Raw genomic sequence first — 23,534 nt, 5'->3', positions numbered from 1 at the left:
TCTGAGGCTCCAATGGAAAGCGCGCCTTCGGGCGCGTTTTTTATTTGGACAGGAACTTGGTCAGTAAGTCATAGACCAGCCGGATGCGGCGGCTGGTGTGCAACTCGCGATGCGTGGTCAACCAGATCGGAAATGTGATAGCCTCCATCCCGGGGCATACACGCTCCATACCTGGTGTCGCATCGCCGACGGTCTGCGACATGGGCGCGATGCCAAAGCCTTGTTTGGCGTATTCCCAAGCCACTATTCCGTTCTGAGACCCAAGCCGGAAATTCTCGTTGGTCAGATGAATGCCAAGCGGCTTCAGATAGGCGATCATCTGATTGTTGTCGCCAAAGCTGATGAACTCATGCCGTGAAAGGTCCTGCTTTGATTTTGGGCGTCCCGCACGGTTGAGATACTCTGTGGTTGCATAGAAATGCCCCGACGCCTCCTGTACCAGCTTCGCGATTAGGTCGGGTTGATCAGGACGGACATGGCGGATCGCGATATCTGCCTCGCGCCGCATAAGATCCTGAATATCGTTTGAGGCAATCACGTCAATCCGCAGGCGCGGGGCTTGCGCCCGGATTTCGCGCAGCAGGTCGGGCAAGACATAGGCCGACATCACGTCACTGGCGGTGATGCGAACCCGGCCTTCAATGGATTGTGCCTGTCCGGATGCCGTCAGCGCGATGCGGTTGGCGGCGTCCCCCATTTTGCGAGTATGATCCAGCAGCTCCAATCCGGCCTGAGTGATCTCAAGGGTTCTGCCAACCCGTTCAAACAGCATCACGCCCAAGTCCTGTTCAAGCGCTGCTATCTGGCGACTCAGGGTAGGCTGCGTTTGCCGCAGCTGCCGTGCCGCCGCGGAAAATGACCCAGTTTCAGCCGTCGCCAGAAAGGCCCGGATGTGGTTCCAATCAAAATCGCCAAACTCATTCATACAAAAATGTATAGTAAACCTGCAAATTTCGGCAATTTATATTCGGTCTGCGCATGAATAAATTCTCGCCGAAAGGAGACTCCTCAATGACCACCACTGCGAAATTCTGGGATGGAGTGGCCGAGAAATATGCCCGCTCGCCCATAAAAGACATGGCTTCGTACGAGCATACGCTGGAACGGACAGCGTCTTACCTGAAGAAAACCAATGATGTTCTGGAACTAGGGTGCGGCACAGGCATGACTGCTCTGAAGCTGTCCGGATATGTAGGATCTATCACTGCAACCGATGTGTCCCCCGGTATGTTGGCCGTTGGACGTCGAAACGCCGCTTCGCAAAGCATCGAAAACGTCACCTTTACCGAGGCTGATGCAAATCGACCGCCTGAGGGTTCTTTTGATGCGGCGCTGGCATTCAATCTTTTGCACCTGGTCGAAGATCTGGATCTGACATTGAGCCGAGTACATTCGGTCCTTAGACCCGGCGGACTGTTTATTTCGAAAACATTTTGCCGACCGTCCAGCGGAGCGAGCCTGAAGTATTACGCTATTCGTCTCGCGCTTCCGATCATGCAGTTCTTTGGTAAGGCTCCGTTTGTGCGATTCCTGTCTGAGGCGGATCTTGATGCGGCCATTGAACACGCCGGGTTCCGCATCATCGAGAGCGACAGTTTCCCCGTACGTGACGCTCGCCGATTCCTAGTGGCTCGCAAAATGTAGGGGTTTTTCCGGAATCCGCGTTGGGCTTTGGGTGTGGGACCCTTAAATTGCTCGGAAACAACAGCGGAGTTTGCCATGGGCCTGAACGTTTATCTTTCCGGAGAAATCCACACTGACTGGCGTGAACAGATCATCGATGGGGCGCAAGGCTTGGACATGACCTTCAACAGCCCTGTTACCGATCACGCGGCTAGTGATGATTGTGGTGTGGCCATTCTGGGGGCCGAGCCGAACAAGTATTGGCACGACCACAAGGGAGCGATGGTCAATGCGATCCGGACCCGCAAGGGGATTGCAGATGCGGATGTTGTCGTCGTCAGGTTTGGCGACAAATACAAGCAGTGGAACGCCGCCTTTGACGCGGGTTATGCTGCAGCATTGGGCAAGTCGATCATCGTTCTGCATGGCTCGGATCACCAGCACGCGCTGAAAGAGGTTGATGCCGCCGCGTTGGCTGTGGCGGAAGAACCCGTTCAGGTGGTCGAAATTCTGCGTTACGTGCTGACAGGCGCTCTGCCCGGCTGATCGATAAAAGTGGCGCCGGTTTGGCGCCCCATTTCTTTTAACTGTTATCAGTCTCGTGCGGGTATGGCTTTGCCGCGCTGAACCGCTGGGCGTTGGAAGAAACGATCGACATAAGCGACGACATTGGAATAACCGTCCCAGTCAACAACATCCTTAGAACCATAGAAATCCAGTGCATTCAGCCACGGAGCAAGAGCGATATCCGCGATGGAATACTCGCCCGCGATCCAGTCCTGTCCTTCCAGTTGCGTATTCACCACGTTCAGCAGGCGCTTGGCTTCGTTGATGTAACGCTCGCGCGGTCGCGGATCTTCTATCGCGCTGCCTGCGAATTTGTAGAAAAAGCCTAGCTGGCCAAACATTGGCCCGATGCCGCCCATTTGAAACATCAGCCATTGTGTGATCCGGTGCTTGTCTGCCGCGTTTTGGCCAAGGAACTTACCTGTTTTCTCGGCCAGATACAGAAGGATGGCACCGCTTTCGAACAGGGCCAGCGGCACGCCATCCGGACCGTCGGGGTCGATTATCGCCGGGATCTTGTTGTTCGGGTTCAGCGACAGGAACTCAGAGCTTTTGACATCCGCATCTGCCAGTGTCACCAGATGCGCCTCATAGGGCAGGCCGGTTTCCTCAAGCATGATCGAGGCTTTGACGCCGTTTGGCGTTGGATAGGAGTAAAGTTGAAGGACGCTGGGGTCCTTCGCAGGCCATCTGTCGGTTACAAAAAAAGGCGTAAGTTGAGACATGAAACCTCCTGAGTAATGCCGTTTGGGGAAAAGTAGGGTGGCTTTCCCCTAAAAAACATACCCTTCTTCATGCGTTTAACGCACAATTCCTATGCGCTCATGCGTGAACAGAGGCGTGGTCTTAAAAAAGCAAGAGGGATGCTATGCTGGAAGAATTCAAGACGTTCATTGCCAAGGGCAATGTCATGGACATGGCGGTCGGTATCATTATCGGTGCCGCATTTACCGCAATTGTTACCTCGTTGGTGGGCGACCTGATCAATCCGCTTATTGGATTGTTCACAGGGGGTATCGACTTTACGAACAACTACGCCGTTCTGGCAGGCGATGTGGCCGAAGGTGCGAGCCTTGAAGCGGCACGTGAAGCAGGCGCATCCGTCTTTGCCTATGGTGCTTTCATAATGGCGATCATCAATTTCCTGATCATCGCCTGGGTTGTCTTCATGCTGGTAAAAATGGTGAACAAGGTCAAAGACGCGGCCGAAGCAGAGGAAGAAGCGGCTGAAGAAGCCCCCACAGGTCCTAGCGAATTGGACATCCTGATGGAAATCCGGGACGCTTTGAAGAAGTAGGCCTGTCGTTTCATCGCGACATCGGGCTCCGCACAAATCGCGGAGCCTGTTTTATGAGAATTGACGAACAGAAAACACGAGGAAATTCGAGATGGAACAAACCGCCGACTTGGCCGAGCAGGCGATTGGTATGGCCAATCAATACTTGCCCATTGCCTTGAATGCAGCGAAAGCTCTGATCGTTCTTGTTTTGGGTTGGATCGCCGCCCGAACGATCGCGGGTGTAGTACGCCGCCGGATCAACAAAACACCACAGATCGACCCGACACTTGGGAATTTTGCCGCCAGTGTGATCAAGTGGGCAATTCTGGCCATAGTTCTGGTCGCCGTTCTAGGGATCTTCGGGATAGAAGCCACCAGTATCGTCGCCATTCTGGGTGCTGCCTCGCTGGCTGTCGGGTTGGCACTTCAGGGTACGTTGAGTGATCTTGCGGCCGGTGTAATGTTGGTGGTTTTCCGGCCCTACAAGCTTGGACAGTATGTGGATATCGGTGGCACGGCAGGAACCGTTATGGACCTGAGCCTGTTCACGACCGAGCTTGTGACCCCCGACAATGTGCAGATCATTGTTCCAAACGGTCAGGCATGGGGGTCGATCATCACCAATTATTCAGCCCATGACACACGACGTGTCGATCTGGTGTTTGGAATTGATTACGGGGACAGCGCAGATACCGCCATGCAGATCATTCTGGATGTGGCCAAGGCCGACCAGCGAATTCACAGCGACCCTGAACCCTGGGTGCGGGTCACGAATCTGGGTGACAGCTCAGTCGATCTGACTGCGCGGCTATGGTGTGCGGCAGCCGATTACTGGGACGTCAAGTTCGAGCTTACGAAGGCGGTGAAAGAGGCGTTTGACGCCAAAGGTGTTTCGATTCCGTATCCGCATTCGGTCGAAATTCAAAAACAGGGGTGACTGCTGGCGCCCATTGATCGGGCAGTCATTCATACCTTCCGCGTATCGAAAAGGGCACCGTGCTGAAACCCGGTGCCCTTTTTTGTGAAAGTCGTCGGTTCGGTACCGACCGCGCCACCCTGAGAATTACCATCAACAGGCAACTTCGGGAGTGGAGGTACTTACGATTTGACCACCACATTTGGCGAAACGACGTCGATGCCAAGGGCCTTGCCAACGGCATAGTAGGTCAGTTTGCCAGCATGAACGTTCAAACCTTCCAGCAAGTGCGGATCGTCCTGACATGCCTGTTTCCATCCCTTGTCGGCCAGCGACAGCATGAACGGCATCGTGGCATTGCCCAGTGCGATGGTCGAGGTGCGCGCAACAGCGCCCGGCATGTTGGCCACACAGTAGTGCATGATACCATCGACATTGTAGATCGGGTCGGCATGGGTAGTGGCTTTTGACGTTTCAAAGCACCCGCCTTGGTCGATGGCGACATCCACCAGTACTGCGCCGGGTTTCATCGTCGACAGTTGAGCACGCGACACCAGTTTCGGTGCGGCAGCGCCGGGGATCAGAACAGCACCGATGACCATATCAGCGTCCTGGATCAGTTCAGCGGTGGCGCCCGCTGTCGAATACTGGTTCTTGAAAGTTCCGCCAAAGACATCGTCCAGATAGCGAAGACGCGGCAGTGACCGATCCAGAACGGTGACATCAGCCCCCATTCCGGCGGCAATCTTGGCCGCATGTGTCCCGACGACGCCGCCGCCAATCACAACTACTTTGGCCGGGCCAACGCCGGGAACGCCGCCCATCAGAACCCCACGGCCACCATTTGCCTTCTGCAAGGTCCAGGATCCAACCTGAGGTGCCAGCCGACCGGCGACCTCGGACATGGGTGCCAGCAGCGGCAGACCGCCGTTAGCATCCGTTACGGTCTCATAGGCGATTGCGGTACAGCCCGACTCCAGCAGGTCGTGCGTCTGATCCGGGTCCGGAGCCAGGTGCAGATAGGTGAACAGCAACTGCCCTTCACGCAGCATCTTGCGTTCAACCGCCTGAGGTTCCTTGACCTTGACGATCATGTCAGCGGTGGCAAACACCTCTTCTGCGGTGTCAACGATTTGCGCGCCTGCTGCAACATAGGCGTCATTGTCGAAACCTGCGCCGATGCCTGCACCGGATTCGATCAGGACTTGGTGTCCGCGTGCAACCGCTTCCTGAGCGGCATTGGGCGTCATCCCGACGCGGAATTCCTGAGGTTTGATTTCCTTGGGGCAACCGATTTTCATTGGGCTCTCCGTTCATAAGCTGCTTAAATTATGTGCATTTCGTGGCGCAATTTCTGTGAAAGAAAACGTGCTAATGGACTTTTCTTTGGAAGAATTTCCCGTACTATTCAAAAAACTCGCAAAGGAATTGCAGGAATGAGCCTGGACACGACCGATCGAAAGATTCTGGCCGCACTTCAGAAGAATGGCCGAATGTCGAATTCCGAGTTGTCTGAACAGGTCAACCTGTCTCCGTCTGCGTGCCACCGCCGCGTTCAACGGTTGGAGGTTGACGGCTATATCCGCAACTACGTGGCTCTGCTGGATGCGCGGAAAATGAACGTGCCAACCACCGTTTTTGTCGAAATCACGTTACAAGGTCAGGCCGAAGAGGTTCTGGATGTGTTCGAAAAGGCGGTGGCCCGAATACCGGATGTGCTGGAGTGTCATCTGATGGCAGGTACCGCAGATTACATTCTGAAAGTTGTGGCGGAAAATACAGAAGATTTTGCGCGTATCCACCGGCAATACCTGTCGCGCTTGCCGGGGGTGGCGCAGATGCAAAGCTCATTTGCGTTGCGTACCGTGTTCAAGACCACGGCCTTGCCGGTCTGACCGTCATAATGAGCCGGGATAGGTGAACAGCAGCAGGTGGGTCAGGTTAAACCCGAAATGCATCTCAACAGGCACCCAGAGCCGACCGGTAGCATAATATCCCAACCCGCACCCCAGCCCGAGAAGGGCTGCGAATACTACAAGCGCGGGTCCTCCGCCGATATGCGCCAATCCAAACAGCAGGCTGGCGGAGACCAGACCGCCTGTTACTCCAAGGCGCGAGGTAATGGCCGACTGCAAGTAGCCGCGAAAGAACGCCTCTTCCGTAAGACAAGTCAGAAACAGGTTGGACAGGCAAAATACCATCCACCAATAAGGGGTTGAGAGGTCCAAGCGCACCGCGCCCAGCGATAGACCCAGCAGAAACAGGCCAGGCAAAATCAGCAAACCCGCTAGCAAAGGTCTTATTCTGGTCTGGATTGCGCTGTTCAGCATTCCGGGCCTGGCCAGAAGAACAGCAAAGAAGACCATGGGTTTGTCCAGATTCAGGTGCAGTGTGAAACTTGTGCTGAAAACACTTGCCTGCACCTGATCCAGCAGTTTCAAATTGTTGAACCCTGGGAACAGATGTGCCCCCAATGCCAGGCACCACAGGATCAACAGCGTATGCCCTGCGATAGCGAGCAGACCTGTCTGGCGTGGGAGGAAGAAGGCCACGATCAGACCAAGCGCCACCGCCACGATTGCTGTCGGTGACATCAGCCCGGCAACCCAAGCAACACTGACGAACAGAACCAGCAGGGCAAACGCAAGGCCAGTTCGACGCACCATCGCCGCGACTTGCGCTGTGATCAGGATCAGCCAGGGCCAGATGACAGGCAATGTCGAAAAGAATAACGTCACGGCGTTCTCGTCTGAATTGTGGCCCCAGTCATGCCGCACAAAAACAAGGCAATGCAAGCAACTAGAAAGCGCGCGACTGATGCCTTGTGTCAATTCTTGTGCTTGTATCCTTTGGGCCAGACGTACACATTCGGGTAAAAGACCATATACCCGTCCAGACGCTGATTTCCGATTGAGACTGCTGCAACGGATCGGCTTCAATTTACCTGATGACATCAGGCGGTTACACAGGCCCGATATGGTTCGAACCCGATGACTGAGAAGGAGCTGATCTTGGCTTACGAAAACGATGGGGGCACCAAGAACTGGCTTGAGGCCGAGTTGGAAGACACGCTGGACGAAGATTTCGAGATCGAGTTCAGCGAGCCTATGCTGTCCATGGAAGTCCGCAAAATCTATCGGGACCAGCACCCCGAAATGCTGGATCGCAAGGTCTATTTCCGAAACCTGCTGCGATTGCAGGCCGAGTTGATCAAGGTGCAGGATTGGGTGCAGCACACTGGTGCCAAGGTTTGTATCCTGTTTGAAGGCCGTGACAGTGCGGGCAAGGGGGGCGTGATCAAACGGATCACGCAGCGTCTGAACCCCCGTGTCGCCCGTGTGGTTGCCCTGCCAGCGCCCAGTCGCCGCGAGCAGAGCCAATGGTACTTTCAACGCTACGTGCCGCATCTGCCTGCGGCCGGTGAAATCGTGTTGTTCGACCGCTCGTGGTACAACCGGGCAGGGGTTGAACGTGTGATGGGCTTTGCGTCCGAGGACCAGGTTGAACAGTTCTTTCAGGACGTTCCCGAATTTGAACGGATGCTGGTCCGGTCAGGGATCATTCTGCTGAAATACTGGTTTTCGATCACGGATGAAGAGCAGCAACTGCGGTTCCTCATGCGTATTCACGACCCGATGAAACAGTGGAAACTGTCACCGATGGATCTTGAATCCCGTATTCGCTGGGAGGCGTATACGAAGGCCAAGGAAGACATGTTGTTCCGAACCAACATACCCGAAGCGCCGTGGTATATCGTTGAGGGCAATGACAAGAAACGCGAACGTCTGAATTGTATTGAGCATCTGTTGACCAGAATCCCCTACGAAGACGTGCCACAGGAAAAGGTCAATTTGCCGGACCGTCGGTACAATCCTGAATACGAGCGGCGGGTTTTGCCAGACGAGCTTTACGTTCCAAAGATTTACTGAGCAACGCATGCGAGGTCGGCAGGGCCGACCTCGCACAATTTCAAGTGATCAGGCTGCATCCATCATGCAGTCATGGGTGAAGATATTGATCATGAAGACATCGCAGCTATCGTCTTCGGATGTTTCGGTGTCGACAGGCTCAATCTCGGTCTCCGGGGTGGTATCTAGGGTCGGCATGATATCGACGTCGTCGACATCTGCCACATCAGTGCCGCCATTCATGTCGTCGGCCCAATCAAACTCGTCAAACTGCGCTTGCAGGTTTTCAAGGAAGCTGGCGATTTCATCCAGGAAGGCCTGAATGTCAAAGCAGAAGGCTTCCGGCTCACCGCCATCGACGACTTCGGTATCGGGCGTTTCAGGTTGCGGTTCCCCGGTTTCGGTTACGTCAGTATCGGGCGCTTCAGGTTCCGGTTCTTCAGTTTCGGTTACGTCAGTGTCCGGTGTCTCGGGTGTCGGCTCCTCGGTATCGGGGGTTTCAGGTTCCGGTTCTTCGTTCTCAGTGACGTCGGTATCAGGCGATTCGGGGTCCGGTTCTTCCGTCTCTGTGACGTCGGTGTCCGGTGTCTCGGGTGTCGGCTCCTCGGTTTCGGGGGTCTCAGTCCCAGGCTCTTCGGTCACGGTGACGTCAGTATCTGGGGTTTCGGTTTCCGGTTCCTCTGGCTCTGCAACTTCATCCGGTGTTGTCGGGGGAACGGGCGGTGTGTTTGTATTGCCGTTGTCCAGCATGACAGCCGCGTCAGTCGCAGCAAAGTTTTGCGTGACCATCACCGCATCGAAGCCCTGCATGTCACCGGTTTCGATCCCGATCCCGACATACTTGAAATCCGGGTTCAGGATATTGGCGCGGTGACCCGGACTGTTCATCAGGTTTTGATGCAACTGGGCGACATCGTCGCTGATACCCGGCGCGCCGCGTTCGGACTGCCATGCGATGTTTTCCCCGGTGCGCCAGCTTCCTTCAAGATCGAACCCCGCGTTTTGCATCCGCTGGGTTGCGCTGGAACCGCCTGAACCGGTGTGGCTGAAGGTGTCTGTATTCAGCATCCAGGTGCTGTGATCTTCGGACGAGTCGTTCAGCTGCGTTTCAAGTTGCAGCGGGTTGAGACCGCGGGACGTGCGCTCCTGGTTTATCAGCGCCAGCATCTCGCGTTCGTTTGTACTTGCAGTCGACATATTTGCCTCCGTTTGTGTTTGTGTCCTTGCGGACGGGCTCACTTAGAGGCGGGGACGTCGCGGGTGATAGAGGGCGGCGCAATTCAGGCGAGTTTTGGCGGCCCGATGCTACCGAGACGAGATTCGCTGCGCTGCAAAGCGCCGGGCAAAACACTGCCTGTACGGAAATGGCAGCTTGCCGCACAACCTGAACCACGAGTCGGCGGATTGTATCCGAGCCCTGAAACGACAAACCCCCGGGCCATGCCTCGGGGGTCGTCAAATAGTGTCATCCAAAGCTGGACGAAATCAAAGATCTCAGAGCAGACCTTCGCGCTGGGCTTTCTTGCGCGCCAGTTTACGGGCACGGCGAATCGCTTCAGCTTTCTCGCGCGCTTTCTTCTCGGACGGTTTCTCGAAATGTTGCTTGAGCTTCATTTCACGGAACACGCCTTCGCGCTGCAGCTTTTTCTTCAGGGCACGAAGCGCCTGATCGACGTTATTGTCGCGAACACTAACCTGCATGTGGTTGTCACCACCTTTCTAGATAGAGTTGCAAGGAAATTGCAGGAGTTGGCCGTATAGCAAAGCCGCCCTAACTTGTCTAGTACTGGACCTGACAACCGGAGAACCGTCATGACCACAACATATGAAGATGCAAAACGGCAGCTTTTGGACGCGATGCTGAATCATGTTCCTTTCGACGGCTGGTCGGAAACCAGCTTTCGCGCCTCGGTTTCCGATTGTGGTCTGGATGACGGTTTGGCACGTGCAATTTGCCCGCGCGGGGCGGTTGATCTGGCACTGGCCTTTCATGCGCGCGGCGATAAGGTGATGCTGGACCGCCTCAGGTCCGAGGACATGAGCGGTCTAAAATTCCGCGATAAGATTGCCGCTGCGGTCCGGTTCCGGTTGCAGGCTGTTGAAGACAAAGAACTGGTGCGCCGGGGCATGACGCTGTTTTCCCTGCCAGCATATGCGGCCGATGGAGCCAAGGCCTTATGGCAGACCTGCGACCTGATATGGGACGCGCTGGGCGATACGTCGGAAGATGTGAACTGGTATACCAAACGGGCAACCTTGTCGGGGGTCTATTCCTCGACCTTGCTGTTCTGGCTGGGTGATGACAGCCCTGACCATCAGCGCACGTGGGAGTTTCTGGATCGCCGGATCGCAAATGTCATGGAGTTCGAAAAGCTCAAGGCTCAGGTGCGTGACAACCCGGTGTTGAAACCCTTTCTTGCAGTTCCGAACTGGCTGGCGGGTCAGGTGAGGGCACCGGCCAAGATGCGGGGTGATCTGCCTGGCATGTTGAACCCCCGAAAGTAACGCGTCTTGGTGCTGGGCCTTGCCTCTGATGCCTGTTAGGCATTGGGCAAAGGAGGTGCCTATGACCCAGATGATGCGTGCTGTTGAGATCACTCAACCGGGTGGTCCCGATGTATTGCAGCTGACCGAACGTCCTATCCCTAAGCCGGGGGCCGGACAGGTTGTATTGAATGTGGCCTATGCCGGGGTGAACCGCCCCGACGCTTTGCAACGCGCGGGCGCTTACGATCCGCCGCCGGGCGCCAGTGACCTGCCGGGGCTTGAAGCTTCGGGCGAAGTGGTCTCGGTCGGTGTGGGGGTCGAAGGACTGTCTGTCGGTGATCAGGTCTGCGCACTGCTGCCCGGCGGTGGCTATGCGGAATACGTTTCGACCCCAGCGGCTCATTGTTTGCCTGTGCCCGCGGGTATGGGAATGAAAGAGGCAGCGTGTCTTCCCGAGACCTTCTTCACAGTCTGGTCCAACGTGTTCATGCGTGGCGGGTTGAGGGCAGGTGAACGTTTTCTGGTTCACGGTGGGTCCAGCGGTATTGGTACGACGGCAATCCAACTGGCCAATGCCTTTGGCGCGCGCGTTTTCGCCACGGCTGGCTCGGATGAGAAATGTGAGGCTTGCATCAAGCTGGGCGCCGAAAAAGCGATCAATTATCGCGATGAGGATTTCGTAGCAGCCATGCGCGCCGAAGGTGGGGCAAACCTGATCCTCGATATGGTCGGCGGTGATTACATCCCCCGCAACGTCAAGGCCCTGGCCGAAGATGGGCGGCTGGTGCAAATCGCGTTTCTGCAAGGGCCTGTGGTCGAACTGAACTTTGCCCTGATGATGGTCAAGCGCCTGACCCTGACCGGCAGCACCTTGCGCCCACAAAGTGATCTGGCCAAGGCGCTAATCGCGCAGGACCTGCGCGAAGCTGTCTGGCCTCTGTTGGATGCCGGAAAAGTTGCGCCCGTGATGGACAGCGAGTTTGATCTGACCGAAGCCGCCGCCGCCCATGCGCGCATGGAAAGCTCGGGTCATATTGGCAAGATTGTTCTGAAGATCGCGGGTTGAGTTTAGAATGCGCGGGCGTGTCCCGCGCGTTCACGCAACGGCGCGGCGATACAGATGCCACGTGGCATGACCCAGAACGGGCATCACCACGATAAGCCCCAACAGCAGTGGCAAAGCCCCCAGGAACAAAAGCACCGCTACGATGAATCCCCAGGTCAGAATGACGCCGGGGTTGTGACGCAGCACCCTGAATGATGTCACAACAGCAACCGGCAGGCCTACTTTACGGTCCAGCAGCAAGGGAAAACTGACGACGCTGATCGCCAGTGCGCAAAGCGCAAAAACGAATCCAACCGCTGTTCCAACAATGACCATCGTCCAGCCCGCGGAGGTCGTGAACACCTGCGTGGCAAATGTGCTGAGCGACGCTGGAACCTCGGGGCCCATCGTGTAGGTGTGAATGCTTTGTGCCACCATCAGCCAAAGCAGCAGCAGCATCACAAGGTAAAAACCCAAAACCAGAATTGCTCCGAATGACGGCGAGCGGAGCACACCAAATGCGTCCAGCCAGTGAACCTCGCTGCCCTGTTCACGCTTGCGGCTGATCTCATAGAGGCCCACGGCCGCAACTGGCCCGATCAGCGCGAAGCCAGCGACCAGAGGGGCCAGAAGCGGAACCAGGTTGGCATTCAGGGCAAAGCCGAACATCAAAAGCCCGGCAACCGGGTAAACCAGGACAATGAATACCACATCCGCTCGGGTTTCGAGAAAATCCTGATACCCCGCCCTCAGGCAGGCGCGTAGGTCTTGCAGGGTCAAGGTCTGCACCATTGGCACTTGCGTTGGATCTGCACTACCAAGTTGCGAGACGCTTTCTGTAACGTGGTCACCTGTGGCGCCCAGAGCCTGGGCCGCCCAGCTGATCGGGTTTCCGATTGTCTTAGCCATTTCTTCACCCTTCCCTGGCGAGACTTGCGCCGCGGAACGGATCCGGCATTCAGTTGCCCGTGGCCGGCCCAACCGGCAACGCCATGCCTCAGTATAACATAAATTTTCGAAATCTGGATCAATACTCCGGCATCGGACGGATTGCCCTGTGTCACAGTCATGTTAGCTTGATGGCAGGCAAGAGGAGGTCAGGATGCAGAAAACAGCGAAAACGGTTGTGATTCACGAATTTGGTGGGCCTGAGGTTTTGCGGATCGAAGACAGGCCTGTAGGTGACCCCGGTCCGGGTGAGATACGTATTCGGCATCAGGCCTGCGGGTTGAACTTCATCGACGTATATCAACGCACCGGCCTGTATCCCCTTGATCTTCCCCATGCTTTAGGCATGGAAGCGGCGGGAACCGTTGAGGCGGTTGGGGATGGGGTGACCCACCTTCAGCCGGGGCAGCGGGCCGCTTACGCCGCAGCCCCGCCCGGCGCTTATTGTGAGGCGCGCGTGATGCCCGCTGCGCAGGTTTGCCCGCTACCGGATGGCATCACATTCGAAGCCGGTGCAGCGATGATGCTGAAAGGTCTGACGGTTGAATACCTATTTCACCGGACCACACCATTGAAACGGGGTGATACGGTCCTGTTCCATGCGGCAGCTGGCGGGGTCGGGCTAATCGCATGCCAATGGGCTAAATCCGAAGGCATCACCTTGATCGGAACGGCGGGGAGTGACGAGAAATGCAGCCTTGCGCGGTTTAACGGGGCCGCGCATTGCATCAATTACAGGTCCGAGAATTTCGCAGAACGCGTGGCTGAGATTACAAAGGGTCAGGGCGTAGACGTGGTGATGGACTCGGTCGGAGCGGACACGTTCGAAGGATCACTGGATTGCCTGAAACCGCTGGGCATGATGATTTCCTTCGGCAACGCCTCGGGCCCGGTTCCACCGTTCAACCTTGGGGTTCTGGGCCAGAAAGGCTCGCTCAAGATCACCCGGCCCACGTTGTTTACTCATATCGCGGATCATGCGGTGTGTCAGGCAATGGCACGTCGCCTGTTTGGCAAAGTCGAGGGGGGTGAGGTCAAAGTCCATGTCGATCAGCGTTTTGCCTTGGATCAGGTTGCTGATGCGCATCGTGCGCTTGAGGCGCGGCAAACGACTGGCAGCACAATTCTGGACCTGTAACTCTGGACCTGTAACGCAGTATCCAAACGATATTGCCCATTGAATTGGGACACTTGATGCGCTGAATGGGAAGGGCAAGAGGTCTTCAGTAACATACGGCGGCGGAAAACCCGCCGCCGCGGTGCCTGAAATAATCAGGTTTTACTGCGATTGCAGCTCTGCCGGGGATTTTTCAGCAATCGTTTCCCAGTTTGCGCTCGCGCTTTCGATGAAACCCGGGATGTCGCCTTCCCAGCGCTCCTGAATGTCTTTGGACAGGTTCAGATACAGCTTGTTGTCAACGATCTTCCAGTGGTTCGGGTCGCCGTCGAATTTAAAGCCCATGGCCGCGCCGAAGGCACAATAGCCGCCATATGCGGGCAGATATGCATCAGGATTGGCTTCAAAGGCTACTTTGTTTTCTTCCGACGAAAACCGGTACAGTGCATCATCGTGCAATGCAGTAATGCGGTAATCGCCCTTGGTCGCTTCGCCAGCGGTGAAGTACGCCACCGGATCATAGCCCTGCATGGCCAGACCAGTCGAGCTTGCGTTGATTTCGACGCCAGCCGCCAGTGCGGAGGTTGCCAACGTGACAGACAGTGCCACGCCACTGATCAGAGATTTAAACTTGTTCATTGCTTCACCTTTCGTGAAATGAGCCCGTTCAGCACCGCAATAATTGCCGCCGTAAGGCCCAGATTGTTGTCCTGTGTGGCCCGTAATTGACCGTCACGATAGCGATTTGGGAAGCGGGATGATCACGTTCAAAACAATGAATTGTGATTGTGCGCAGGTGATAGAGCCACTGTTCTTTTTTGCCGAGCCGCCTCAGGTATCCGGCGTTAGGTTCAGGACAAATGCGATGACTTTGTTTGCGGGCATTTCACAGGGTCGAAGCAACGCGCCGCTGCCCTGGGTCTGATACAGGTTCAGGCTGATATAGTCGGTTCCGCCTAGCTCGTGCGCAACCAGCTTGTGGGATTTACCACGCGCCATTTGTTGACGCACAACAACATAGCGTCGACCGCCGGAGGTTCCGGTGAAACTGCCCAACGGCAGTGCAAAAAGGGCAGACAGAAACGCGTCTGACGCAGTCACGGTTTTCCGATTCTGGGTTCCGTTCCGGCCTTGATCCGGGCAACGTTCGAGCTGTGCCGCCAGTAGACAAGAAGTGTCAGAGTTATCCCAAGGATAAATGTAGTCCCGTTTGTCAGCAACAACACCCAGGTTGTGGAAAGCGCAGCAGCTGCCAGTGCACCAACTGAAGATATTCGCCAGATTGCCGCCGCGACCAGCCAAGTGAGGCAGCAGGCAACACCGACGCGCCAGTCCAGTGCCAGCCAAAGCCCCAGAAAGGTCGCCACGCCCTTGCCGCCCTTGAAGCTCAGCCAAACCGGAAAGCAATGGCCCAAAAACGCCAATAGTGCAGCCACTTGGGCCGCATCTTCACCCGCATAGGCACGTGCAATCAGAACGGCCGCCGCGCCTTTACCTGCGTCAAACAGCAAGGTCAGCGCCGCAGCGGCCTTGTTGCCGGTGCGCAGGACATTTGTCGCCCCGATATTGCCGGACCCGATCTCGCGCAGATTTCCCAGCCCCATGATCTTGGCAAGCAACAAGCCGAAGGGAATGGAGCCCATCAGGTATCCAACCACCGCCCATTGGAGCAGTTCGCTAGTCGAGTTGTCGATTGGGGGCATCAGGGTCTCCGGAACACTTCATTACCTGCTACATAGGTCGAAATGACCTTACCTTGCATCCGCTGGCCGTCAAATGGAGTGTTCTGAGATTTTGATTTTAGTGCAAACCGATCAAGCACAAAAGGCACATCCGGATCGAACAGAACCAGATCGGCTGGCGCGCCTTTCGACAGGCGACCGCTGTCCAACCCAAGCCGCTTGGCCGGGTTAAGGGCCATGGCCCGAAACAGCGTCGGCAGATCCAGCTGGCCCGCGTGATACAGGCGCAAGGCCGCGGGCAGAAGCGTTTCCAGTGCGACCGCACCCGAGGCCGCTTCTTCAAACGGCAGGCGCTTGCTTTCTTCGTCCTGAGGGGTGTGCATCGAGCTGATGATATCGATCAGCCCGGTGCGAACGGCTTCGATAACCGCTTGCCTGTCGTTTTCTGATCGCAGCGGCGGCTTGACCTTGAAGAAGGTGCGATAGTCGGCCACGTCAAGCTCGTTCAACGTCAAGTGGTGGATCGACGTCCCTGCGGTTATGTCCAGCCCATTGTGCTTGGCGCGCTCCAGTGCAGGCAGCGCCCGGGCCGTGGTGATCTGGTCGGCGTGATAGGCGGCGCCGGTCATCTCCAACAGGGCAATGTCGCGGTCCAGCCCCATTCGTTCCGCCATTGGCGAAACCGCAGGCAGGCCGCGTAATGCTGCGAACTTGCCGCTGGTCGCCGCGGCCCCGGCGCTCAGCCCCGGCTCTTGCGGATGGGCTATCACAAGCGCGCCACAGGACTTCGCATAGGTCAGGGCGCGGTAAAACACCTTTGTATTGGTGATGACGTGATCGCAATCGGTGAAGGCGATCGCGCCCGCGTCCAACAAAAACCCGATTTCGGTCATCTCGCGCCCTTCGCGCCCTTTGGTCAGGGCAGCCATCGGCAGAACATTGACCGGCGCATCGGCCTGCGCCCGGCGTGTCGCGAATTCCAGCGTTTCCGGTGTGTCGACTGCTGGCAGAGTATCTGGTCGGGTGACAATCGTCGTGACACCGCCAGCCGCGGCAGCAAGTCCTGCTGACCGATAGCTTTCCTTATGACGTTCACCGGGTTCACAGACCTTGACGCCAATATCGATGATGCCAGGGGCGAGGCACTTGCCGTTGCAATCTACGATATGCCCCTCCGTACTCGGAGCAATTCCTTCGCCTCGGGCGGTAATCCGGCCATCGTTCACCTGCAACCAGCCAGTTGACTCTGCTCCCGCTTCGGGGTCGATCAGGCGTGCGTTGGTGAAAAGAACGGTATTCATGGAACAGCCCTTTCGATGGCGGCCTTCGTGGCGGCGGGATCGGCCTGATACTTGATCAGGTGTTTGTCTCCGCCCTTGGTAACGACTTGCACGAAACTGCCCATGGTTTTGACCGCCTCGATCTGATTCAGCGCAACTTTTCGCTCGCCGGGACCGGTCAACAAAGTGTCGGTCATCTTCCAGTTTGCGGCCAGTTCTTCCGATGCCAGATACCACGCGCGGATGCCGATAGCGGCGAGGCCAGCAGGTGCTCCGGTCCAGACATAAGGGTTGCCGGTCAACCACAACACAGCCATTGCACCGGCCATGGCAGCGGCCGCAAGCCACGCATTGGTGCGGATATACGCGCCCTTGTCCGGGGCAAAGACTACAGGATCAGCCATAGAATCCCTCCGGTGATCAAAAGTACTACCAATGCCATAACAGCCGAGCCTATGCGGAGCGGTTTGTTGTCAACCGGCGCGGTTTGCGGGGCCGAGAAAGGTCTGGCGCTTTCGGTTTCGATCGTTCCGCCGGTCCAATTGGTCGCCTCTTCCGTGAAAAGGCCCGTCAGGTGCAGCCGGGGATCGGGTTCAAGTGTCATGGTCTGGTCTTTGAACGCTGCGCTGCGCAGGACCATGACCCATCCGCCGATCTGCGCCAGCGCGGCACGGTCCAACTGATCCTCGGACACGCCACACCCTTCGTACAGATAGCCGTAAAGCCCAAGTTCCTCGAGGTCGGACACCGGAAAGACGTCGATCTGCTCGGGGTCCAGCCCGTCGACGCCAAGCACCTGATCGGCGGCACCCGGTTCGCGCAGGAACTTTGCCTCTTCTGGGCGCATGTCCAGCGTGAACAGGCGCAGGACGCCGCGTTCATGGGGGGCGACCTTCAGATTGTTCATGCAACCTCGCGCAGGTTGCGGGCCAGAAGGTCCATGGCGGCCATCCGGACAGCGACCCCCATCTCCACCTGCTCCTGTATAACGGATCGATTGATGTCATCAGCCAGGGTTCCGTCGATCTCAACCCCGCGGTTCATTGGGCCGGGGTGCATGACAATGGCATCGGGTTTGGCCAGCGCCAGTTTTTCCGCATTCAGGCCGTACCGGTGGTAGTACTCGCGTTCTGACGGGATGAAGCCCCCATCCATTCGTTCTTTCTGAAGGCGCAGCATCATGACCACATCGACGTCTTTGAGGCCTTCGTTCATGTCGTCATATACCTCGGCCCCGAACTCGGCGAATTGCGACGGCACGAGTGTGGGCGGGCCGATCAGACGAATGCGGTTTTCCATCTTGCCCAGCAGGATCAGGTTCGAGCGTGCAACACGGGAGTGCGCGACATCGCCGCAAATGGCGATGTTCAGACGGTGCAGGCGACCTTTTGCGCGGCGGATCGTCAGCGCGTCCAGTAGCGCTTGTGTCGGATGTTCATGCCGCCCGTCGCCTGCGTTCAGAACAGCACAGTTGACCTTTTGCGCCAGCAGATCGACCGCGCCCGAATGCGGGTGACGCACCACCAAAAGGTCGGGATGCATCGCGTTCAGGGTCAGCGCAGTGTCGATCAACGTCTCACCCTTTTTGATCGAACTGGCCTGCATCGCCATGTTCATCACGTCCGCGCCCAGACGCTTGCCAGCCAGCTCGAAGCTTGCCTGCGTTCGGGTTGAGTTTTCAAAGAACATGTTGATCTGGGTCAGCCCCGACAGAACGTCCGAATGCTTGGTCGACTGGCGGTTCATGTCGACATAGGTTTCGGCCAGATCGAGAATTTCGGTGATATCGGATTGCGACAGATGCTCGATGCCAAGAAGGTGACGATGGGCGAAACGCATGGGCGGGCTCCTGTCTGACAATCGGGCCGCTTATAGAAAGCCACGCGGGGCAAAGCAACCTAAGGATCAGAACCCTCTGGCAGTTTTTCGCAGCCACCCTCTGGCAGGCATTGTTCACCCGGTTTGCACCATTTGCCGTATCCGCAGTCGATGGCTTTGATCGGCACGCAACCCTGATGGGCCGAGCATTTGAATCCCGGACGGCACTGCGAGCCTGTTTCCTCGCACAGGAACCATCCCGGACGGGAACACCCCCCGCCCGGCAAGCAGGACGAGCCGCGCGCGCAGGTGCGGCCATCCTCGCATATCGTGGGAGGGGCCGAACCCGGATCTGGTATGGTCCGTTCACATTCGCCGCGCCCATTGCAAAAACTGTCACCGGGGCAATCCAGACGCGATGTGCATTTGTTCGCGCCTGCGGGTGCACAACGCGCTCCTCCCGCCACGCAGCGTTCAAACGGGCCGCAACTGCGCCCGCCACCGCAATAGGTGCCGCCCAGCGGTATGCAATGCCCATCAAAGCTGCATCTTTGACCACCTGAACAACAGGTGGTGCCGCATTTGAACTGGCCCGCACGGCATTGGCCCTGTGCGTCGTGGAACGTCGCCAATACCGGATCGCCGGTAAGCACCAGCCCAAGCCCGATCAGGAGGATTCGCAAGGTTCTGAGCATCGTGCCCTGATGGTCGGCGCGACAGAGCGACCAATCAAGCCCAATTCGCTTTCCATCAGCCCTCAGGCGGGTAAATTATCCATATGGAATCGGGCTTGGACTATTACTCTGCACGGGCCTTGCTGGAATGGCAGGTCGAACTGGGCGTGACCGAGGCAATCGGGGACGCTCCGGTTGATCGATATTCGGTGCCGGATATGTCACCAAAGCCCAAGAAGGCAGAGGTTGCGGCAGCCATCCCGTCAAAGCCCGGACAGGCCGACCCGGTAACGGTTGCGCAAGCAGCAGCCAAGGGGGCGGGGTCACTGGATCAGCTGCGCGATGCGATGGAAGCTTTTGATCACTGCGAGCTGAAGCGCGGGGCGCGGCAGTTGGTTTTTGCTGATGGAACGCCCGGTGCCCGGGTGATGATCATCGGTGAGGCACCGGGCCGCGACGAAGACCGCGAGGGCAAACCCTTTGTCGGGCGCGCAGGCCAGTTGCTGGATCGCATGCTGGCTGCGATTGATCTGGATCGCCGACAGAACGTCTATATCACTAACGTGCTGCCATGGCGGCCCCCACAGAACCGTGACCCAAAGCCCGAAGAAATCGGGATGATGAAGCCGTTTCTGGAACGTCACGTGGCGCTGGCCCGGCCCGAGGTTCTGGTGGTGATGGGCAATATCAGCTGTCAGGCTGTTCTGGGCAAACGCGGGATTACCCGATTGCGCGGCCAGTGGGATCAGGCGATGGGCCTGCCTGTGATCCCGATGTTTCATCCAGCTTATTTGCTGCGCCAGCCGCAAATGAAGCGGCAGGCTTGGGCTGATCTGCTGGAGTTGAAAGCCCGGCTGCGAGGTGAGTCATGAAGATCTTGGCGTTTTCCGATCTTCATATGGCGCGCAACCGCGCCGCTGATCTGGTAGCCGCCAGCGCTGATGCCGACCTGGTCATCGGCGCAGGGGACTATTGCAACATGCGGCAGGGTCTGGATGAGGCGATGCAAATGCTTTCGGGCGTTTCAGCGCCGCTGGTCCTGATACCCGGGAATGCAGAAAGCGCAGAGGATCTGGGCAAAGCTGTGCCCGAGGGTGTGCATGTTCTGCATGGAACGGGAATGACAGTGGATGGATTGCGCCTGTTCGGGCTTGGCTACGGTGTTCCACCCACACCGTTTGGTGATTGGTCCTGTGATCTGACCGAAGGTGAGGCCGCCGAACTGCTGGCGCGCTGCGGCGGAGCAGATATTCTGATTTCGCACTCGCCGCCCAAGGGTCATGGGGATGTGACCTCGCAGGGCATGGCTGTTGGTTCGGTCGCTGTTCGAAACGCGATCGAGCGGATACAGCCTCGTTTCACGTTTTGCGGCCATATTCACGACAGCTGGGGATATCGCGGCTTGATCGGCCGCACCCGGATCGCCAACCTTGGTCCCAAGGTAAACTGGTTCGAGGTCGCCGTATGATTGAGTTGGTAACGCTGCTGGCCTTCATTCCCGCTGCGCTGGCGCTGAACCTGACACCGGGCGCGGATATGATGTTCTGTTTCGGTCAGGGTTTGCGATCAGGTCCGCACGCAGCAATTGCCGCAAGTGCCGGGATTTCCGCGGGTGGAATGATACAGGTCCTTCTGGCTGGGCTGGGCCTTGGCGCGGCGGTTGCGACCTTGCCATGGCTGTTTGATGTCATTCGCTGGGTTGGTGTTGCATACCTGCTGTACTTGGCCTGGGGTGCCGTTCGAAATGGCGCAGTGTCAGCCGAGGCACCCGTTAAACCGACCCGGTTGTCTTTTCGGGACGGGATGCTTGTCAATCTGACGAACCCCAAGGTTATTCTGTTCGTTCTTGCCTTTATCCCGCAGTTTGTAGACCCGTCGCGGGGATCGGTCCTGGTGCAGTTTTTGATCTTCGGTGCAATCATAGGCATCGGCGGGTTCGTGGTGAACGGGCTGGTTGGTGTATTCGCCGGAAGCGCGGGGCGTCATCTGGTCTCGAATCCGCGCGCTTCACGTATTCTGGGCTGGATTACAGGGGGCATTTTTTCGGCCCTTGCGGTCCGGCTTGCCATCCTGGAAAGGGCCTGACACCACATGTCGCGCATTGACGAAACCATGGAGTTCATCCCGGTTAAGATCGCCGTACTGACTGTCTCGGATACCAGATCGCTGGAAGAGGACCGCTCGGGTCAGACATTGGTGGACCGGATCGAAAAGGCGGGCCATGTCGTCGCGGATCGGAGAATAATTCGGGACGAGCGCAAACAGATCGTAGATCAGTTGCGCGCGTGGGTGGCGGATGAACAGATCGACGTCGTGATTTCGACCGGCGGTACGGGTCTGACCGGGCGCGATGTCACCGTCGAGGCGCATCGCGATGTTTATGAAAAAGAGATCGAAGCCTTTGGCACCGTCTTCACGATCATCTCGATGGAGAAGATTGGAACTTCCGCAGTGCAATCGCGGGCGACGGGGGGCGTTGCCGGGGGGACATATCTGTTCGCCTTGCCCGGCAGCCCGGGGGCCTGCAAGGATGCGTGGGACGGTATTTTGGAAAAACAGTTCGATTATCGCCATCGCCCGTGCAATTTTGTGGAAATAATGCCCAGATTGGACGAACATCTGCGACGGAAGTAGACTGGTCATACGTTCCATTCCGTATAACCGCCTTGTGGCTTGGCATATTTCCAGATCCAGCTACATGTTGTGGACGGCAGCGTGGTGCAACCGGGGTAACTGATCGATGCGATTTCTGCGGCATAGTCTTGTCGGTGTTTTTCTGGCGTTTCTGGCGCTGGCTTTGTTGTTCGTTGCTGCACAGATGATCGTTGGGGCCGTTCAGGAGGCTTTGACGCGTGAGGGCGCAACACCGCCAGCACGAGAAAGGGTCTTTGCTGTTGCAGTTCGGCCTGCCGAGGCGGAAACCGTAACCCCATATCTTGAAGCTTTCGGAGAGGTTCAAAGCCGCCGCAGGCTGGAGCTGCGCGCGGCGCTCGGCGGTCGCGTTGTCGCGCTGGCCGAAGATTTTGAAGATGGTGGAATTGTTGAGGCTGGCGAAGTGCTGGTCGAACTGGATCCGGCAGATGCACAATCCGCGCTGGATCGGGCAAAGTCCGATCTCTTGGACGCCCAATTTGAAGAGCGAGATGCAGAACGCTCGTTGCTGCTGGCGCAGGACGAGCTGAAATCGGCCGAGGCTCAGGCGGAACTGCGGGAAAGGGCGTTGCAACGCCAACGGGATCTGGAATCACGGGGCGTGGGGGCCGCCGCCAGCGTGGAAGAGGCCGAACTGGCCGCAGCATCATCGCAACAGGCCGTTCTGGCGCGGCGTATTGCGCTGGCACAGGCTGAATCCCGTGTGGATCAGGCATCAACCCTGTTTGCCCGAGCCATGATAGCACTGGAAGCTGCGGAGCGCGATCTGGGCGACATGACAATCCGGGCGGGCTTTGGCGGCACTTTAACGGATGTTACGCTTGTGGAAGGGCGGCTGGTATCTGCAAATGAAAAGCTTGCTGAACTGGTTGATCCCAACGACTTAGAGGTGGCGTTTCGGGTGTCGACCGCGCAATATGTGCGGCTTCTGGATGGCGGCGATCGTCTGATCAATGCGCCGGTCACCATATCTCTTGAAGTCACAGGGACCGATCTGACCGCAATTGGCCAGATTAGCCGCGATAGCGGGTCTGCCGGTGAAGGCCAGACCGGGCGGTTGATCTATGCCCGCCTGCAAGAGGCATCGGGGTTTAAACCTGGAGATTTCGTTACGGTTTCAGTTCAGGAACAGCCCCTTGCCGGAGTTTACCGACTGCCGTCTTCGGTCCTTGATGCATCCGGAACAGTTCTGGTTCTTGGCCCTGATGACCGATTGGAAAGTCTGCCGGTTCAGCTCATCCGCCGCCAGGGGGATGAAGTTCTGCTGCGGGGCGACGGGTTGGAAGGGCGTGAGGTCGTCGTCGGACGAACCCCCCTGCTTGGGTCGGGCGTGCGTGTTCGGCCCCTGCGGCTTGAGGCGGGTGCAGACCCCGGAATGGTCGAGCTGACGGACGAGAAACGCGCCGAACTTGTAGCTCAAGTCGAGGCGAACAGTGCGATGCCACCGAAGGAAAAGACGAAGGTTCTAACCCGGCTGCGCGAAGCTCGAGTGCCGACATCTTTGGTGCGCAGTATTGAAACCAGGGCTGGGGGATAAA

29 protein-coding genes are annotated in these 23,534 nt (G+C 57.3%); 14 read left to right on the top strand and 15 right to left on the bottom strand.

Annotated elements, in window-relative coordinates; all coding sequences use genetic code 11:
- Positions 1 to 40 precede the first annotated feature (40 nt).
- Positions 41 to 925: a LysR family transcriptional regulator gene (locus ACR0BK_RS07935; RefSeq protein WP_480554257.1), complete on the bottom strand. Its 885-nt coding sequence runs from the start codon at positions 923 to 925 to the stop codon at positions 41 to 43.
- An 86-nt stretch (positions 926 to 1,011) separates the two neighbouring features.
- On the opposite strand from ACR0BK_RS07935, the gene ACR0BK_RS07930 reads away from it, so the two are divergent.
- Complete coding sequence (locus ACR0BK_RS07930; RefSeq protein WP_480554256.1) at positions 1,012 to 1,644, top strand: class I SAM-dependent methyltransferase; 633 nt, start codon at positions 1,012 to 1,014, stop codon at positions 1,642 to 1,644.
- 75 nt (positions 1,645 to 1,719) lie between these two features.
- On the top strand, positions 1,720 to 2,169 hold the full coding sequence (locus ACR0BK_RS07925) for a YtoQ family protein (RefSeq protein WP_480554255.1): 450 nt from the start codon (positions 1,720 to 1,722) through the stop codon (positions 2,167 to 2,169).
- Positions 2,170 to 2,216: 47 nt separating this feature from the next.
- Here the strand turns inward: ACR0BK_RS07925 and ACR0BK_RS07920 are convergent, their stop codons facing one another.
- Positions 2,217 to 2,915, bottom strand: a complete 699-nt coding sequence (locus ACR0BK_RS07920; protein ID WP_480554254.1) for a glutathione S-transferase family protein — start codon at positions 2,913 to 2,915, stop codon at positions 2,217 to 2,219.
- Positions 2,916 to 3,058: 143 nt separating this feature from the next.
- On the opposite strand from ACR0BK_RS07920, the gene mscL reads away from it, so the two are divergent.
- Positions 3,059 to 3,487, top strand: a complete 429-nt coding sequence (mscL, locus tag ACR0BK_RS07915; RefSeq protein ID WP_480474950.1) for a large conductance mechanosensitive channel protein MscL — start codon at positions 3,059 to 3,061, stop codon at positions 3,485 to 3,487.
- A 130-nt stretch (positions 3,488 to 3,617) separates the two neighbouring features.
- The gene (locus ACR0BK_RS07910; RefSeq protein WP_480506817.1) at positions 3,618 to 4,406 is read left to right on the top strand and encodes a mechanosensitive ion channel family protein; all 789 of its coding nucleotides are present in this window, start codon (positions 3,618 to 3,620) and stop codon (positions 4,404 to 4,406) included.
- 161 nt (positions 4,407 to 4,567) lie between these two features.
- Here the strand turns inward: ACR0BK_RS07910 and ald are convergent, their stop codons facing one another.
- A complete protein-coding gene (gene ald / locus ACR0BK_RS07905; protein ID WP_480554253.1) occupies positions 4,568 to 5,686 on the bottom strand; it encodes an alanine dehydrogenase in 1,119 nt (372 codons plus the stop codon).
- A 135-nt stretch (positions 5,687 to 5,821) separates the two neighbouring features.
- Between ald and ACR0BK_RS07900 the strand changes: the two genes are divergently transcribed.
- The gene (locus ACR0BK_RS07900) at positions 5,822 to 6,280 is read left to right on the top strand and encodes an Lrp/AsnC family transcriptional regulator (protein ID WP_209506641.1); all 459 of its coding nucleotides are present in this window, start codon (positions 5,822 to 5,824) and stop codon (positions 6,278 to 6,280) included.
- Positions 6,281 to 6,283: 3 nt separating this feature from the next.
- On the opposite strand, the gene ACR0BK_RS07895 is transcribed toward ACR0BK_RS07900, so the two are convergent.
- A complete protein-coding gene (locus tag ACR0BK_RS07895; protein WP_480554252.1) occupies positions 6,284 to 7,123 on the bottom strand; it encodes a CPBP family intramembrane glutamic endopeptidase in 840 nt (279 codons plus the stop codon).
- Positions 7,124 to 7,396: 273 nt separating this feature from the next.
- On the opposite strand from ACR0BK_RS07895, the gene ppk2 reads away from it, so the two are divergent.
- A complete protein-coding gene (gene ppk2, locus ACR0BK_RS07890) occupies positions 7,397 to 8,314 on the top strand; it encodes a polyphosphate kinase 2 (RefSeq protein ID WP_209506639.1) in 918 nt (305 codons plus the stop codon).
- A 48-nt stretch (positions 8,315 to 8,362) separates the two neighbouring features.
- Here ppk2 and ACR0BK_RS07885 read toward each other — a convergent pair whose 3' ends face one another.
- Positions 8,363 to 9,490, bottom strand: a complete 1,128-nt coding sequence (locus ACR0BK_RS07885) for a CAP domain-containing protein (protein ID WP_480554251.1) — start codon at positions 9,488 to 9,490, stop codon at positions 8,363 to 8,365.
- 297 nt (positions 9,491 to 9,787) lie between these two features.
- Positions 9,788 to 9,994: a 30S ribosomal protein S21 gene (rpsU, locus tag ACR0BK_RS07880; RefSeq protein ID WP_005614280.1), complete on the bottom strand. Its 207-nt coding sequence runs from the start codon at positions 9,992 to 9,994 to the stop codon at positions 9,788 to 9,790.
- A 111-nt stretch (positions 9,995 to 10,105) separates the two neighbouring features.
- On the opposite strand from rpsU, the gene ACR0BK_RS07875 reads away from it, so the two are divergent.
- Both ACR0BK_RS07875 and ACR0BK_RS07870 read left to right on the top strand, forming a co-directional pair.
- The gene (locus ACR0BK_RS07875) at positions 10,106 to 10,798 is read left to right on the top strand and encodes a COQ9 family protein (RefSeq protein ID WP_480554250.1); all 693 of its coding nucleotides are present in this window, start codon (positions 10,106 to 10,108) and stop codon (positions 10,796 to 10,798) included.
- A gap of 61 nt (positions 10,799 to 10,859) precedes the next feature.
- Entirely contained in the window at positions 10,860 to 11,846 is a 987-nt protein-coding gene (locus ACR0BK_RS07870) for an NAD(P)H-quinone oxidoreductase (protein ID WP_480518350.1), read from the top strand.
- 30 nt (positions 11,847 to 11,876) lie between these two features.
- Here ACR0BK_RS07870 and ACR0BK_RS07865 read toward each other — a convergent pair whose 3' ends face one another.
- On the bottom strand, positions 11,877 to 12,734 hold the full coding sequence (locus ACR0BK_RS07865) for a DUF2189 domain-containing protein (protein ID WP_480518352.1): 858 nt from the start codon (positions 12,732 to 12,734) through the stop codon (positions 11,877 to 11,879).
- Between the two features lie 193 nt (positions 12,735 to 12,927).
- Between ACR0BK_RS07865 and ACR0BK_RS07860 the strand changes: the two genes are divergently transcribed.
- Positions 12,928 to 13,911: a quinone oxidoreductase family protein gene (locus ACR0BK_RS07860; RefSeq protein ID WP_480554249.1), complete on the top strand. Its 984-nt coding sequence runs from the start codon at positions 12,928 to 12,930 to the stop codon at positions 13,909 to 13,911.
- 141 nt (positions 13,912 to 14,052) lie between these two features.
- Here ACR0BK_RS07860 and ACR0BK_RS07855 read toward each other — a convergent pair whose 3' ends face one another.
- The 8 genes from ACR0BK_RS07855 to ACR0BK_RS07820 form a co-directional block, all read right to left on the bottom strand.
- Positions 14,053 to 14,529 carry a YHS domain-containing (seleno)protein gene (locus ACR0BK_RS07855; RefSeq protein ID WP_480486578.1) on the bottom strand — a complete coding sequence of 159 codons (477 nt, stop codon included), beginning with the start codon at positions 14,527 to 14,529 and terminating at the stop codon, positions 14,053 to 14,055.
- A 192-nt stretch (positions 14,530 to 14,721) separates the two neighbouring features.
- Positions 14,722 to 14,991, bottom strand: coding sequence for a hypothetical protein (locus ACR0BK_RS07850; protein ID WP_480518356.1), 270 nt, complete (start codon positions 14,989 to 14,991; stop codon positions 14,722 to 14,724).
- The gene (plsY, locus tag ACR0BK_RS07845) at positions 14,988 to 15,593 is read right to left on the bottom strand and encodes a glycerol-3-phosphate 1-O-acyltransferase PlsY (protein ID WP_480554248.1); all 606 of its coding nucleotides are present in this window, start codon (positions 15,591 to 15,593) and stop codon (positions 14,988 to 14,990) included. The genes ACR0BK_RS07850 and plsY overlap by 4 nt, the downstream gene beginning before the upstream one ends.
- Positions 15,593 to 16,873, bottom strand: a complete 1,281-nt coding sequence (gene pyrC, locus ACR0BK_RS07840) for a dihydroorotase (protein WP_480554247.1) — start codon at positions 16,871 to 16,873, stop codon at positions 15,593 to 15,595. The genes plsY and pyrC overlap by 1 nt, the downstream gene beginning before the upstream one ends.
- On the bottom strand, positions 16,870 to 17,256 hold the full coding sequence (locus ACR0BK_RS07835; protein WP_480474974.1) for a hypothetical protein: 387 nt from the start codon (positions 17,254 to 17,256) through the stop codon (positions 16,870 to 16,872). Before ACR0BK_RS07835 ends, pyrC begins: the two co-directional genes overlap by 4 nt.
- Complete coding sequence (locus ACR0BK_RS07830) at positions 17,241 to 17,759, bottom strand: hypothetical protein (protein ID WP_480554246.1); 519 nt, start codon at positions 17,757 to 17,759, stop codon at positions 17,241 to 17,243. The genes ACR0BK_RS07835 and ACR0BK_RS07830 overlap by 16 nt, the downstream gene beginning before the upstream one ends.
- Positions 17,756 to 18,691 (bottom strand): aspartate carbamoyltransferase catalytic subunit, encoded by a 936-nt coding sequence (locus ACR0BK_RS07825; protein WP_267366053.1) that lies wholly within the window; start codon positions 18,689 to 18,691, stop codon positions 17,756 to 17,758. Before ACR0BK_RS07825 ends, ACR0BK_RS07830 begins: the two co-directional genes overlap by 4 nt.
- 59 nt (positions 18,692 to 18,750) lie before the next feature.
- Complete coding sequence (locus ACR0BK_RS07820) at positions 18,751 to 19,365, bottom strand: scavenger receptor class F, member 2 (protein WP_480554245.1); 615 nt, start codon at positions 19,363 to 19,365, stop codon at positions 18,751 to 18,753.
- A gap of 83 nt (positions 19,366 to 19,448) precedes the next feature.
- Between ACR0BK_RS07820 and ACR0BK_RS07815 the strand changes: the two genes are divergently transcribed.
- The 5 genes from ACR0BK_RS07815 to ACR0BK_RS07795 all read left to right on the top strand — a co-directional run bounded on the left by ACR0BK_RS07815 (position 19,449) and on the right by ACR0BK_RS07795 (position 23,533).
- On the top strand, positions 19,449 to 20,216 hold the full coding sequence (locus tag ACR0BK_RS07815; RefSeq protein WP_480554244.1) for a uracil-DNA glycosylase: 768 nt from the start codon (positions 19,449 to 19,451) through the stop codon (positions 20,214 to 20,216).
- Complete coding sequence (locus tag ACR0BK_RS07810) at positions 20,213 to 20,812, top strand: metallophosphoesterase family protein (RefSeq protein WP_480554243.1); 600 nt, start codon at positions 20,213 to 20,215, stop codon at positions 20,810 to 20,812. The genes ACR0BK_RS07815 and ACR0BK_RS07810 overlap by 4 nt, the downstream gene beginning before the upstream one ends.
- Positions 20,809 to 21,429 (top strand): LysE family translocator, encoded by a 621-nt coding sequence (locus ACR0BK_RS07805; RefSeq protein WP_480554242.1) that lies wholly within the window; start codon positions 20,809 to 20,811, stop codon positions 21,427 to 21,429. The genes ACR0BK_RS07810 and ACR0BK_RS07805 overlap by 4 nt, the downstream gene beginning before the upstream one ends.
- 6 nt (positions 21,430 to 21,435) lie before the next feature.
- Positions 21,436 to 21,978, top strand: a complete 543-nt coding sequence (moaB, locus tag ACR0BK_RS07800; protein WP_209506621.1) for a molybdenum cofactor biosynthesis protein B — start codon at positions 21,436 to 21,438, stop codon at positions 21,976 to 21,978.
- 106 nt (positions 21,979 to 22,084) lie between these two features.
- Positions 22,085 to 23,533: an efflux RND transporter periplasmic adaptor subunit gene (locus tag ACR0BK_RS07795; protein WP_480554241.1), complete on the top strand. Its 1,449-nt coding sequence runs from the start codon at positions 22,085 to 22,087 to the stop codon at positions 23,531 to 23,533.
- The last annotated feature ends 1 nt before the right edge of the window (position 23,534 follow it).

Source organism: Ruegeria sp. AF1 (assembly GCF_056542125.1).
The sequence above is the reverse complement of the archived record's forward strand: the minus strand, read 5'-3'. Positions and strand labels throughout refer to the sequence as shown.